The following is a 13,781-nucleotide window of genomic DNA, read 5'->3' as shown; positions in this document are numbered from 1 at the left end:
ATACAAAGTGTAATTATTTATTATAATTTGTATTAGTATTATTACTAAATGTTCAATGCCAACTATATACTAATAGTTTTATATAAACAAAAAAATTTACATATTTTTCTTAATTAAACATCAACTTAGCTCTTTAAAACTAATAGCGGAACTCAGTCAAGCTCACTACATCTATCGAAAAATTTCGGTAGTAATTTTCAGGTTAAATAACGGACTGAAATATAATTAAAAAGAGCTAAATAGCAATACCAATATAGGTTTGCGTTAAATGCTCTAATATTTATAAAGAGCAATAACAAAAAAACCGCTAAGCAAAAGCTTAGCGGTTTTTTTTATTACCATTCTAAAGTTTACTGATTTTTAGCATAGACTGGTAATTCTGCACAAATCGCTTCTACTTTAGCGCGTACTTCAGTAGCAACCGCTTCATCACCGCGGCTGTCTAGTACGTCACAGATCCAACCTGCCAACTCACCCGCTTGTGCTTCGTTGAAACCGCGAGTAGTAATCGCTGGCGTACCGATACGGATACCAGAAGTCACGAATGGTGATTTTGGATCGTTTGGTACAGCATTTTTGTTGACAGTAATGTGTGCTTCACCAAGCCATTTGTCCGCTTCTTTACCCGTCATTTCTTGCTTAACGAGGCTGATCAGCATTAGATGGTTTTCAGTACCACCAGAGATGACTTCATAGCCGCGCTCTTGAACCACTTTTGCCATTGCTTGGGCATTTTTCACTACTTGCTGCTGATACGTTTTGAAGTTATCTTCTAACGCTTCTTTAAAGCAAACCGCTTTTGCAGCGATAACATGCATCAATGGGCCACCTTGGTTGCCTGGGAATACAGCTGAGTTTAGCTTTTTAGCCAATACTTCATCACGCGCCAAAATCATACCTGAGCGTGGGCCACGTAGAGTTTTGTGCGTAGTCGTCGTAACCACGTCAGCGAAAGGTACTGGATTTGGATAAACACCGCCAGCAACTAGGCCTGCAACGTGAGCCATATCGACCAATAGATACGCGCCTACTTCATCCGCGATGTCACGGAAACGCTGCCAATCGACTACTTGCGAGTAAGCTGAAAAACCAGCAATAATCATTTTTGGCTTATGCTCACGCGCCAAGCTCTCTACTTGATCATAGTCAATAAGGCCAGTACCGTCTACCAATCCGTACTGTACGGCATTGTAGTTCAAACCTGAGAAGTTGATATGTGCGCCATGGGTCAAGTGACCACCAGCGTCTAAGCTCATGCCTAGTACAGTGTCATTTGCCTCTAACAATGCTAAAAATACGGCTGAGTTTGCTTGGCTACCAGAATGAGGCTGAACGTTCACATACTCTGCACCGAACAACTCTTTAGCACGGTCAATAGCCAATTGTTCAACGACATCCACATGCTCACAACCACCATAATAACGCTTGCCAGGATAGCCTTCTGCGTATTTATTGGTAAGGTCAGTACCTTGTGCTTCCATCACTGCTTGTGAGCAGTAGTTTTCAGAGGCGATAAGCTCGATGTGGTTTTCTTGACGAACGCTTTCTGCGGCCATCGCTTCAGCAAGTACTGGATCAAAATCTTTGATAGAAATATCTTTAAACATAGTGATGTCCTAAGTAGTGACTGTCATTAAAAAACGTCATTGAAAAGAAGCTTATAGCCTGCTCACAATAAAACAACTACTGCGTCAACGTCGCTGAAGTACTATTAATACCTCTGCACGCTGTTTTTCTGCAGTCTGTTTTATGGTATGACCCTTATTGTGAATGGAGTCTATTAGCAAAGATTGAAATAAGAATAAATACAGGCGACTGACCTGTTATTAACTTGACTGATTCGTCAATAAAATCGATGTACATTTGCATCAATATCATCGCGAAAGATTAAGTGTAACATGAAAATTTGTGCTGTGAGCGCAAAAAAACCTCACCTTAAGATGAGCGAATTAAATGACTATATCACACAGATAAATAGCCAATAAAATAAAGGATTTACCCGCTGAATGTTTTCGCCAATATGCCTTTTTATGCTGTTTTAGGCATAAAATATTTTTAAGCGTGGCTAGATATAGTCGATTCACTTTAAAAGTAATACAAGGCAGCCGAGTGTAGATGTATATTAAATAACTCAAGCAAGGTTAACCTAGTAATATTTTTATAGGTCGCTAGTTAAAAACGCAGGTAAGAACGTTTCACTAATCATAAGCGTGCGACCATACCAGTCATAACACGTTTGTCGTTGCCAACCGTCACTGGTATGACTGATAAAACGCTTATTTGGCAAAGTACGGCGACGCTTAAATAACACGTAGCCAATAGGTGTGTTTTTCAGATGCTGAAGACGACAAGACTGACCTTTTAAACTGTTTAAAGGAAAGATGCTCTGTGCTTGCACCCATGGCATGTCATTATTGCCATATAGCTGCACTTCCCGTATCCATGCCAGCATTGGACGATTTAGCATCATGCCTTGTACACCCAGCTGCTTTTTTTGAGCTAAAGTCAGCGAACGATAGCCTTCAAAGCTGCGTTTTACGCGCAGCGGCTGCCCTGCCTTCTCTTCTAATATCGCAGTGAGAGAGCCTTCAGCATTGAGCCAAGGTAAGAGTTCAGTAGGAGGTAAATCATTGGTAGAACTAAAAGAATTGCTGGTCATAGTTTATAGCTATTATTTTTTATAGGGTGTTTAACAATTAAAAGGTACATACGAATAAAAGCAGAGTGAGTCACAGCTGACTGCTATTATAAATTACTGCTATTAGGCACTACCATCAAATTTAGGCATATTGTCAGCATTAAAAGGCAGAGCTTCAAAAGCCTGCTGACGATACTGCGCCATATGCTCACGATCTCTAGCACAAAAATCGCCAATCGCCGGTACAAAACGCGGATCATAGATACGGTGGATAGAATGTGTCGTCGTTGGGACAAAACCACGTACTAGCTTATGCTCGCCTTGCGTACCAGGATCAAAAGATATCAATCCTTGCTCAATAGCAAACTCGATACCTTGGTAATAACACAGCTCAAAATGCAAGCTGTCATATTCACCGAGCGCACCCCAGTAACGACCATATAAGGTGGCATTATTATCGCCACCAACATTGTCACCACCAACATTGTCACCATCAGCCTTGTCGCTATCAGGTCTGTCATATAAGAACAAACTACTCGCGATAATCTCACCACTGGCGTCGAGTGCTTGTGCAAGCATTATATGCTCAGGCATGCTCACTGCCAATGCCATAAAAAAATCTATCGTCAAATAAGGCTGCTGTCCGCGTACTGCATAGGTCATCACATAACAATGATAAAAAGCCTTCCAATCAGCATCGCTAATAGCATCGCCGCATTTTCGTTGGCAAATAATGCCTTGCTCGGCAACTTTACGGCGCTCAGCCCGAATGGTTTTACGCTTTTTGGCTTTTAAGGTCATCAAAAACGCATCAAAATCTGCAAATGGCTTACTGTCATTAAGTAAGTCTTTGTTTTGCCATAAGAACTGGCAACCTTGACGCTCAAATATCGGTAGCTCAATAGCAGCTGATTCTACGCCGCTTTCTTGAGCCGCTATCGCATGCTCTACATCAATTTCAGTTGGCATAGATGTGGTGGCGATAGAGGCAAGCTCTGGTGTCACAAACAGTCCATGCCAGCTTGAGGCGCCCACTTGTTGAGCGATATCATCGATACCTGCGATGGCCGTTCTGAGGATATCCTCATTTAATACTTCACCTTTGGCCAACCAAACTCTCTGACCAGTAATCGGTGTATATGGTGCGCTAGTGACCAAGCGCGGATAATAATCAACACCATAGCGCGCATAAGCTTCAGCCCATGCATGATCAAATACAAACTCACCGCGATGATGACCTTTTATAAATACTGGCATGACAGCCACAGGCTGCAATGTATTTTTTGCTGTGCTATCTACTAAGGTATCGCTGCTAACTTCACTATTAGTAGCATCAGCGACACGATGTACCAAAATAAATATCGGTAGCCACCCTGCCTGCTCACCAATTGCTCCGGTGTCAGTCAGCGCTTGCCAAAAAGCAAATGACATAAAAGGGGTATCTGGCGTCTGCCACTCTGTTTGGCTCTGCCAGCTGGTATCATTAATCAGCGCATACTCTAAACTCATATTCACCGTCACTATTATAATCGCGATATATTTATCGATAACCAATCTATTGATGACCTAGACTAGCAAATTTTTACGTCATTGCTGTCACAATTTGCAAAAACTTATCCGCACCCAATAGAAAACCACCAACGATAACGCGGGTGGTTTGCAAGAATGCGCTCATGGGCAGTAAGATCAATATAAAACGTCATGAAAAAACAGTAGTTGTATGGAAAAGATGATATCGAAGCCGATGACTGGTAGAATAAGGTTGTTATTAGCTTAGTATAATTCGAAACCATAGGATACGAGCTAAAACAGTATACTTAGTTCATGGTATACGATTGACATCCTATCGGATTTATAGTGGATTGATTATAATGTAGCGTCAGTGATTCACTTTTAGGCAATTGTGCACCGACTGTTAACGTGTTGCCTTTAAATGCTTTTTTCATGAATATTATTAAAAGAAAATGTCTAACCTGTCTTAAAAATTTCTAAGAAGCTACATATGAAGTATTTGTTCTAACCATATCATGGATTATTACATAGTATCATTGACGCATATTCAACACTATATTTGAGCTTTATTATTAACTACAGCCTAAAGGAAGATCTAACTAAAATGTCAAAAATTATTTATACAAAAACTGACGAAGCCCCAGCGCTGGCGACTCTGTCGTTCTTACCTATTGTCGAAGCATTCACAAAAACAGCAGGCGTTGAAGTTGAAACCAGCGATATCTCTGTTGCAGCGCGTATATTGGCTGAATTCCCTGAATACTTGACCGAAGAGCAACGTGTTCCGGACAACTTAGCTGAGCTAGGTCGTCTGACTCAAGACCCAAATACTAACATCATCAAACTGCCAAACATCAGTGCTTCTGTACAGCAGTTAAAAGCCGCTATCAAAGAGCTACAGAGCAAAGGCTATGCTATTCCTAACTTCCCAGAAGATCCACAAACTGACGAAGAAAAAGAACTACGCAAGCGCTATGGCAAAAGCTTAGGCAGTTCAGTGAACCCAGTACTACGTGAAGGTAACTCAGATCGCCGTGCTCCTAAAGCCGTTAAAAACTATGCACGCAAGCACCCACACTCTATGGGTGAGTGGAAGCAATGGTCAAGCACGCACGTATCACACATGCATGGCGGCGACTTCTACGATGGCGAGCAATCTACGACATTAGATAAAGCTCGTACGGTACGTATGGAGTTGTTACTTGATGACGGTACTCAAAAAGTATTAAAGCCTAAAATTGCTTTGCTTGATAAAGAAGTCATCGATCTGATGGTCATGAGCAAAAAAGCACTATTAGAGTTTTATGAGCGTGAAATGGAAGATTGCCGCGAAGCTGGTATCTTGTTCTCATTGCACGTAAAAGCAACCATGATGAAGGTCTCGCATCCTATCGTCTTTGGTCATGCGGTTAGAATCTACTACAAAGAAGCCTTTGAAAAACATGGCGCATTCTTTGATGAGTTAGGTATTAACGTCAACAACGGTATGGCAGATCTATACGATAAGATCTCAACGCTACCAGCTTCAAAACGTGAGGAGATTGAGCGTGATTTACATGCGTGTCAAGAACATCGCCCACGTCTGGCCATGGTTGACTCTTCAAAAGGTATCACCAACTTCCATTCACCAAGTGATGTAATCGTTGATGCTTCTATGCCAGCGATGATTCGTTCAGGCGGTAAAATGTGGGGTGCTGATGGCAAAATGTATGACTGTAAAGCCGTCATGCCAGAGTCTACCTTTGCGCGTATTTACCAAGAAATGATCAACTTCTGCAAATGGCATGGTAACTTTGATCCAAAAACAATGGGTACCGTTCCTAACGTTGGCCTAATGGCTCAAAAAGCTGAAGAATATGGCTCGCACGACAAGACTTTTGAGTCTAGCGATGCTGGTATTGCACGTATCGTCGATATTGATACTGATGAAGTACTACTCGAAAAACGTGTTGAGAAAGGTGATATCTGGCGCATGTGTCAGGTTAAAGATGAGCCTATCCAAGACTGGGTAAAACTTGCCGTACGCCGTGCTCGTGAATCAGATACGCCTGTTATCTTCTGGTTAGACCCATATCGTCCACATGAAAACGAGCTAATCAAAAAAGTTAGAACGTATCTAAAAGATCATGATACCACTGGCTTACATATCGAGATTATGTCTCAGGTTCGTGCGATGCGTTATACCCTAGAGCGCGTTGCTCGTGGTCTAGATACTATCTCTGCGACAGGTAACATCCTACGCGATTACCTAACTGACTTGTTCCCTATCCTAGAGCTAGGCACCAGTGCCAAGATGCTATCAGTTGTACCATTAATGAAAGGCGGCGGTTTGTTTGAAACTGGCGCTGGTGGTTCTGCACCAAAGCACGTTGAGCAGCTGACAGAAGAAAACCATCTACGTTGGGATTCACTTGGTGAGTTCTTGGCATTGACGGTATCGTTGGAGCATTTAGCAAACAACGACAACAATGCTAAAGCTCAAATCTTGGCAGACACGCTAGATACAGCAACAGAAAAACTGCTACTAAACGACAAGTCACCATCACGCAAGACTGGCGAGCTCGACAACCGTGGTAGCCATTTCTATCTAGCGATGTACTGGGCAGAAGAGCTTGCAGCGCAAGATAAAGATAGCGAGCTAAAGGCGCAATTTACACCATTCGCGCAAAAGCTAAAAGAGAACGAAGAAGCTATCGTTAAAGAACTTAACCAAGCTCAAGGCAAGCCAGTAGACATTAAAGGCTACTACTATGCTGATGAAGAATTGGCTAAGAAAGCAATGCGTCCAAGCGCTTTATTTAACGAGACATTGGCATCGCTATAATTTTAAGCGATTGCTCTTAAACCATTAAACCTAATCGCTTTTGGTTTTTATACCCAGAAGCGATTAAGCAGGTTTAAGTCTTAGTAAAAAAACACCTCAACCGTCTTCGAACGTTGGGGTGTTTTTTTGTGTTTTCTAAAAGTTTTATAAAAAGTGAAATAAAAAAAGCCACCTATATAATCAGGTGGCTTTTGATACATAGTAATAAAATAGAATGCTTAGAGCTTAAGTAGTCTTAGGCTTCCATATGCTTAATAATCGCCTTACCAAACTCCGAAGTACTCAGCAAGGTAGCATCTGGCATCAGACGCTCAAAATCATACGTGACTGTTTTATTGGCAATCGCCCCTTGGATACCACTGATAACAAGATCAGCTGCTTCCGTCCAGCCCATATCACGAAGCATCATCTCAGCAGACAATATCAATGAGCCTGGATTTACTTTATTCTGACCAGCGTACTTGGGCGCAGTACCGTGCGTCGCTTCATAAACAGCGATCGCGCCGCCTTTGTTTGCACCAGGTGCAATACCAATACCGCCTACTTCAGCCGCCAAGGCATCAGAGATATAGTCACCGTTTAGATTGAGCGTTGCCACTACAGAGTAGTCTGCAGGACGCATCAAAATCTGCTGCAAGAAAGCATCAGCGATGACGTCTTTAATAATAATATCGTTACCCGTTTTTGGATTTTTCATGGTCATCCATGGACCGCCATCTAATAACTCTGCACCAAAACGCTCTGCCGCTAGCTCATAACCCCAATCCTTAAATGCGCCTTCAGTGAACTTCATGATATTACCTTTGTGCACTAGGGTCACATTTGGCAGATCATTATCGATGGCATGCTGAATCGCTTTACGTACGAGTCGCTGTGAGCCTTCTTTTGAGACAGGCTTGATACCGATGCCACAGTCTTCAGGGAAGCGAATACTGGTCACACCCATCTCATCTCTTAAGAAATTGATAACTTTTTTGGCATCATCACTGCCCGCTTTCCACTCAATACCCGTGTAGATATCTTCTGTGTTTTCACGGAAGATAACCATATCCGTCAGCTCTGGATGCTGCACTGGACTTGGCACGCCCTCAAACCAACGTACGGGGCGTTGGCATACATACAGGTCAAGGTTTTGGCGTACCGCGACGTTTAACGAACTAAAGCCACCACCCACTGGTGTGGTCAATGGACCCTTGATACTAATGACGCAGTCTTTTAGAATCTCTAACGTCTCGCTTGGTAAATAATCGCCATCATATACTTTCGCTGCTTTTTCACCAAGATAAGTCTCCATCCAAATGATAGACTTCTTGCCGTGATACGCTTTATCAACCGCAGCATTGACTACTTTTATCATGACAGGCGTGATATCTACACCGATTCCATCACCTTCCACAAACGGAATAATCGGATGATTGGGAACATTTAATGTTAGATCCGCGTTTACGGTCACTTTTTCGCCGTCTCTTGGCACGATAACCTTATCATATGACATCGATGATACTCCTTGGTTGTATGTTGGACGTCGCAAGCGAACTTAACACTTTATTACGCTAACCGTTTTATTATAGTTATAACGCTCTAAGCGCTTATCGGCTAAGCAAAGCTTTGATGAGTGCGACACTTGCGGCATTGATGTAAACAATGTTAAACATAGCTCGAAGCTAAAAAAATTAAAATAAAGATCCAAACAATGATTGCCGCTTGCAGATAGTAGATATTTCTCTATTAAAAACATAAATACCACTATCAGAATGCGGATTTAGGATAACAGCAAATCTATACAAGCGCTGTCCTACTTTTGTAGCAGGTCATGTAGCATACAGCACATTAAATATATCGCTTTTAGTCTTGTCTCTTAATACTAGCTCTACATCAGAAAACATACGCTACAATGATTCATTGTCCATCAAACACTAGGAAATACCTTTTTATGTCTACTTCTAGTCTCATCTTATTCAATAAGCCTTACGGCGTGCAAAGTCAGTTTAGAGATGATAGTAACAACGACCACACCACCCTATCGCAATACTTTACCGATAAGGCCTTGCGAGTTGCTGGTAGGCTAGATGCCACTTCGGAGGGCTTGCTGATTTTGACTGATGATGGTCGCGTTAATAAAGCAATTACTCATCCGCCAAAAGCCAATGCAGGGCGCAAACAAGGTAAAACTTACTTAGTGCAAGTAGAAGGAACGCCTACTGCTGAGCAAATCAATAAGCTCAAACGTGGCGTGGTTTTAAAAGACGGTAAAACACTACCTGCTGAGGTCAAACACGTCAGTGAAAGTGAGCTACCGATGATGCTTTGGCAGCGCAATCCGCCAATACGTGAGCGTAAAAGCGTGCCGGACTCATGGCTAATGCTGACAATATATGAAGGTAAAAATCGCCAAGTCAGACGTATGACAGCGCATGTCGGTCTGCCTTGTCTGCGTTTGATACGTTGGTCAGTGGCAGGGTTTGAGCTAGGTGATTTAGCTGTTGGGGAGTCTGTACGCGTTCATCTAACTAGCGAACACTGTCGTCAGCTAGGTATTTCTAGCTAGTTTAGATGGTTTTAAGTTTATATATTGTTGGTTGGTTCACACTGTTTGGCTGTTTAGCCACGAATATAAAGCTCTGACACTAATATATTACGACCTGTTAAACATAGTGTCTCGAATGGGTAAGGTTTATCTGCTAACATTCAGCACGTAATTGATTATGTATAATAGGTATTATCCATTTATCGTTTGGTTTTTTCGCAATAGGGATATGTCATGATTGCTTCTCGTCGTTTTCTTTCGTTGGTCACTAGCATTTCTGCGGCGCTTGTATTGAGCGCCTGTCAGCCAACGACTGAGGACAACCAATCAAATCCTGCGGAAGAAACCTCACCGCCCGTGACTGATATGCCACATGCTGAGCATGACGGTATGGCAGATGATACTCTAACAAATGATAGCGATAGCAGTGTCAGTGATGAGTTTCAAATGAGCGATATGCTCAGAGACTATACGAGATCGATGACTAGAATGCATGACGAGATGATGATTGGTATGGGGTATAACGATCCTGATACCGCTTTTGCTAAAGGCATGTTGGGACATCATCGCGGCGCGGTAGAGATGGCAAAAATAGAGCTCAAGTATGGCACTGACGAAGCGATGCGCCAACTTGCTCAAGACGTCATCACGGCACAGCAAGCTGAAATCGATGTCTTAAACAAGTGGCTGGCTAGCCATCCTGATGCTGCCAAACCTAAGCCAAATACTGTGGCGATGCAGCAAGCATATGCTAAAAACATGGAAAATATGCATGGCGAAATGACTTTGGGTGTGGCTGATCCCGTACCTGATATGGCATTTGCACGCGGCATGCTACCGCATCATATTGCCGCTGTTGATATGACAAAAGTTCAGCTCGAATATGGGACAGATGAGGAGATGCGTCAGTTGGCGCAAGACGTCATTGATAACCAGCAAACTGAAATTGATATAATGAAAAACTGGATTGCTGCGCTTGAGGCTGCAAGTAGCAACGAAGACGATAGTTCTGTAGATGAAAGTATTGAGCCTGAAACTACCGATAATAAGAACGTAGATAACCCAGATACTAAAGCTAAAGAACAGTAATCTTATACGTCACCAATCACTGATTAATTAATCACTTAGGTTGCTTAGACATATCAACAATATTATAGATTATAAAAAACCCTCTTCTAAGCAGTATTGCTCAGAAGAGGGTTTTTTATATAGAAAGGTTCTTTTATATGGAAAGGTATTTTATGTAGCATCGAGGCTAGCGTTTCATAACATTAAGCCATGTCTCCCAACCTGCCTCACCTTTTAATGGCTCATTATCATCCTCTAGAGTCTTATCTTCTTTTGCTAAGCGTAGGCTTACTTTATGAGGAGGTACTGCTCCAGTCATGCCAGTTGTCTCATCTCGCGGCTTCACTTTAGTTGTCGTTTCGGGTTGAACCTGAACACACATCAGCTCATCACGACGGAATAAATAACATTCAACAGGATGCGCTGTATTAACCAAGGCGGTAAGTTGTTTCGTATCCGCTTTGATGCCGTCAATCGCGATAATAACGTCATGTGCTGAAATACCAGCTCTAGCCGCCAGACTATCTCGCATCACACGATTGACCTTTAGCCCAGCTGGCGTTTCGTTACATCGCATCCCCCAAGGCACATGCTTGTCAGCGGTTTCTTTAGTATTCGCCTGTATTTTGACGCCGTTTGCCACTAGCAACGCTTCAATTGGCAGCTCTTCTACCCCATTGACGTAACGGCGTTCAAAATCTTCCCATTCTGCTAGCGGCATAAACTGCTCAATGACGGAGCCCATGTCAGCACTACTGATACCAATCCGCTTACTGTCGTTCTGCTTGGCTTGAGTATAAAAAGCTTTGACCACATCAAACAAACGATAACGACCGTCGCTATTTTTGAGTAAGATTAGGTCCAGACATAGAGCGACCAACGCGCCTTTATTATAGTAACTGATACCCGCATTGCCTGTATTTTCATCAGTACGATACAGCTTAATCCAAGCATCAAAGCTCGACTCTGCCACGCTTTGATTACCGCGCCCTGGGGTCTGATAGTAGCGATTGATTTGCTCGGCTAGCAGTCGCAGATAATTGGCTTTATCAATCACACCTGACGCTTGCAACATAAAATCATCGATATAAGACGTAAACCCTTCGAACACCCAAAGTAATGGGGTAAATGCCTCACGGCGTAAATCGACATCGATCATGACATCAGGACGTACTGTCTTTACCCACCATGAGTGAAAATACTCATGACTGCACAAGCCTAAAAACCGCTGATAATCTGTACTTGGTAACTTTGGCTCATTATTGCTGGGTAAGTCATTGCGCGGGGTGATAAGGCTAGTAGAGTTAATATGCTCAAGCCCACCATAATCTTGACCGCTGGCAAAGGTCATAAAGGTATAATCGTCAAATGGCGCATCGCCTAACCAATCTACGTAGGTCTGACAAATCTGAGTAATATCCTGCTGCAATCGACCTAGATTAGCATTCTGCTTACCTGACAGGTAAAAGCTATGATGTAGCGTCTGGTGCTCATTATTGTTAATAATAAAATCAAACTTTTCTTGTTCTGCGATTTCGAATGGATAATCAATCAGCTCGTGATAATTGGCTGCCTGTAACTTATAAATGTGCTGACAGTTCGCTTGCTGACGGCCTTTTTGCTGTTGATCAATCTGCAGGTGCGTAGCGTCCAAACCACAGGCCAACAGTACTTTGCTACTTTCTTTGTCTGCAAAAAATGTATCAGGCACAATCAAGCTAACTTGGACAGGTGATTGCTCTTGCCCTTCGACGGCTAGCGCAAGTGAGGTGAAATTACCATAAAGTCGTTGCTGATCGACGTAGGCCGTACGCACAGACAAGTCATAGCAATAGACTTCGTACTCGACGATGACCGTCTGCCCTGCTTGCACCGCTGGCAGCTGCCATGTGTTTTTATCGATTTTCTGCGCGCGATAAGTCTTTGGCTGCTTGTCACTATCTGCTGTTGGAGCTTCTATTATTTGATAATGTACCGCAGTGATGTTTCGGGCAAACTCACGCATCAGATAACTGCCTGGTATCCACGCTGGTAACCAAAGCTGCGGAGCGTCGGATACTGCTGTAAAACTCAGGGATACATCGACCAAATGCTCGTAGAAACGGGCAAAATCAAATTGATAGCTTATATCAGCTATCGTTTTAGCTTTAGTATCATCACGATTGGTCGAAACATTACTCGTTGGTTGTTTAGTAGTGGTATTGGCAAATGCAGTCATCGTGTCTCTCATCCTTATTTTTATAATTATGCTAGAAGTCCTACTCTAAAAAAGCAACTCCTAAACCATGAATAGCCAATAGCTATGCATTAACTATAGAAAATAGCAGTTATTATTGTAAATTGTGGCATTAATTGGCATTTTTTATGTTTTTTGCCTTGAAAGTTATGTGGGCCATCTCAATTAAAGATGCTAACTGCTAAAGTTACTTTAATAAACTGATGATAATTGACTAATGACGTGGCCTTTTGGCTTGCAGATTGGCTTTTTTAGGTTTATTGCAACCGTATTTAATTTTTTACATAGATATATTTAGGATATTTTATGACTACTATCGCAAAAGACACTGCCGTCAAATTCAATTACACACTAAAAGACGACGAAGGCAATATCCTTGACCAGTCACCAGAAGGTCAGCCACTTGCTTATCTACATGGTCACAGCAACATTATCCCAGGCCTAGAAGCACAATTAGAAGGTAAGTCTGCTGGTGAAAAAGTTAATGCAGTCGTTGAACCTGCTGATGGCTATGGCGAATACCAAGAGCAAGCAGTACAGCATGTACCACGTGACAACTTCCAAGGCGTTGATGACATTCAGCCTGGTATGCAGTTCCAGTCAGAAGCTGGTGGCCAAGTAATGTTGGTTACTGTGACTGCTGTAAACGATCAAGAAGTTACTGTTGATGCAAACCATCCATTGGCTGGCAAGCGTTTGACATTTGATGTTGAAATCCAAGAAGTACGTGCAGCAACTGAAGACGAACTAAACCATGGCCATGTACATGGTGCAGGTGGCGTTGAGCACTAATCTCTTCTAGAGTGTAGTGACAATAGTTAGATGGTAAGTTATTAGATTTATCATCTAATATAAAAGGCCAGTAGCCGATCAGGTTACTGGCCTTTTTTATGCTTATTTCATGGTAAGTTTCGAATTAATATAAATATGATCAACTTAAATACTATCTACTTAGAAAATACGCCATAAAAATTAC

At 42.3% G+C, this 13,781-nt stretch carries 9 protein-coding genes; 4 read left to right on the top strand and 5 right to left on the bottom strand.

Annotated elements, in window-relative coordinates; genetic code table 11:
* Positions 1–350: 350 nt before the first annotated feature.
* The 3 genes from glyA to CXF61_RS04320 form a co-directional block, all read right to left on the bottom strand.
* Positions 351–1,607, bottom strand: a complete 1,257-nt coding sequence (gene glyA / locus CXF61_RS04330; protein ID WP_057758295.1) for a serine hydroxymethyltransferase — start codon at positions 1,605–1,607, stop codon at positions 351–353.
* A gap of 551 nt (positions 1,608–2,158) precedes the next feature.
* Positions 2,159–2,659, bottom strand: coding sequence for a chorismate--pyruvate lyase family protein (locus CXF61_RS04325; protein ID WP_165597288.1), 501 nt, complete (start codon positions 2,657–2,659; stop codon positions 2,159–2,161).
* A gap of 102 nt (positions 2,660–2,761) precedes the next feature.
* Positions 2,762–4,147: a GNAT family N-acetyltransferase gene (locus CXF61_RS04320; RefSeq protein ID WP_165597287.1), complete on the bottom strand. Its 1,386-nt coding sequence runs from the start codon at positions 4,145–4,147 to the stop codon at positions 2,762–2,764.
* 607 nt (positions 4,148–4,754) lie between these two features.
* On the opposite strand from CXF61_RS04320, the gene CXF61_RS04315 reads away from it, so the two are divergent.
* Positions 4,755–6,974, top strand: a complete 2,220-nt coding sequence (locus CXF61_RS04315; protein ID WP_165597286.1) for an NADP-dependent isocitrate dehydrogenase — start codon at positions 4,755–4,757, stop codon at positions 6,972–6,974.
* 235 nt (positions 6,975–7,209) lie between these two features.
* On the opposite strand, the gene icd is transcribed toward CXF61_RS04315, so the two are convergent.
* A complete protein-coding gene (icd, locus tag CXF61_RS04310; protein WP_165597285.1) occupies positions 7,210–8,469 on the bottom strand; it encodes an NADP-dependent isocitrate dehydrogenase in 1,260 nt (419 codons plus the stop codon).
* A gap of 438 nt (positions 8,470–8,907) precedes the next feature.
* Between icd and CXF61_RS04305 the strand changes: the two genes are divergently transcribed.
* Both CXF61_RS04305 and CXF61_RS04300 read left to right on the top strand, forming a co-directional pair.
* Positions 8,908–9,522, top strand: a complete 615-nt coding sequence (locus CXF61_RS04305; RefSeq protein ID WP_165597284.1) for a pseudouridine synthase — start codon at positions 8,908–8,910, stop codon at positions 9,520–9,522.
* Positions 9,523–9,735: 213 nt separating this feature from the next.
* Positions 9,736–10,590 (top strand): CopM family metallochaperone, encoded by an 855-nt coding sequence (locus CXF61_RS04300; RefSeq protein ID WP_165597283.1) that lies wholly within the window; start codon positions 9,736–9,738, stop codon positions 10,588–10,590.
* Between the two features lie 166 nt (positions 10,591–10,756).
* On the opposite strand, the gene CXF61_RS04295 is transcribed toward CXF61_RS04300, so the two are convergent.
* Positions 10,757–12,787: a M61 family metallopeptidase gene (locus CXF61_RS04295; protein WP_165597282.1), complete on the bottom strand. Its 2,031-nt coding sequence runs from the start codon at positions 12,785–12,787 to the stop codon at positions 10,757–10,759.
* Between the two features lie 324 nt (positions 12,788–13,111).
* On the opposite strand from CXF61_RS04295, the gene CXF61_RS04290 reads away from it, so the two are divergent.
* Positions 13,112–13,597 (top strand): FKBP-type peptidyl-prolyl cis-trans isomerase, encoded by a 486-nt coding sequence (locus CXF61_RS04290; protein WP_057758283.1) that lies wholly within the window; start codon positions 13,112–13,114, stop codon positions 13,595–13,597.
* The last annotated feature ends 184 nt before the right edge of the window (positions 13,598–13,781 follow it).

The sequence above is a fragment of the Psychrobacter sp. 4Dc genome (assembly GCF_002836715.1).
Taxonomy (GTDB): Bacteria; Pseudomonadota; Gammaproteobacteria; order Pseudomonadales; family Moraxellaceae; genus Psychrobacter.
Note: the sequence above shows the minus strand (reverse complement) of the source record. Positions and strands in the feature narration are given on the sequence as shown.

Excerpts from the sequence above, each read along its gene's own strand:
- glyA (WP_057758295.1), bottom strand. The coding sequence starts at position 1,607 with ATGTTTAAAGATATTTCTATCAAAGATTTTGATCCAGTACTTGCTGAA.
- CXF61_RS04325 (WP_165597288.1), bottom strand. The coding sequence starts at position 2,659 with ATGACCAGCAATTCTTTTAGTTCTACCAATGATTTACCTCCTACTGAA.
- CXF61_RS04320 (WP_165597287.1), bottom strand. The coding sequence starts at position 4,147 with ATGAGTTTAGAGTATGCGCTGATTAATGATACCAGCTGGCAGAGCCAA.
- CXF61_RS04315 (WP_165597286.1), top strand. The coding sequence starts at position 4,755 with ATGTCAAAAATTATTTATACAAAAACTGACGAAGCCCCAGCGCTGGCG.
- icd (WP_165597285.1), bottom strand. The coding sequence starts at position 8,469 with ATGTCATATGATAAGGTTATCGTGCCAAGAGACGGCGAAAAAGTGACC.
- CXF61_RS04305 (WP_165597284.1), top strand. The coding sequence starts at position 8,908 with ATGTCTACTTCTAGTCTCATCTTATTCAATAAGCCTTACGGCGTGCAA.
- CXF61_RS04300 (WP_165597283.1), top strand. The coding sequence starts at position 9,736 with ATGATTGCTTCTCGTCGTTTTCTTTCGTTGGTCACTAGCATTTCTGCG.
- CXF61_RS04295 (WP_165597282.1), bottom strand. The coding sequence starts at position 12,787 with ATGACTGCATTTGCCAATACCACTACTAAACAACCAACGAGTAATGTT.
- CXF61_RS04290 (WP_057758283.1), top strand. The coding sequence starts at position 13,112 with ATGACTACTATCGCAAAAGACACTGCCGTCAAATTCAATTACACACTA.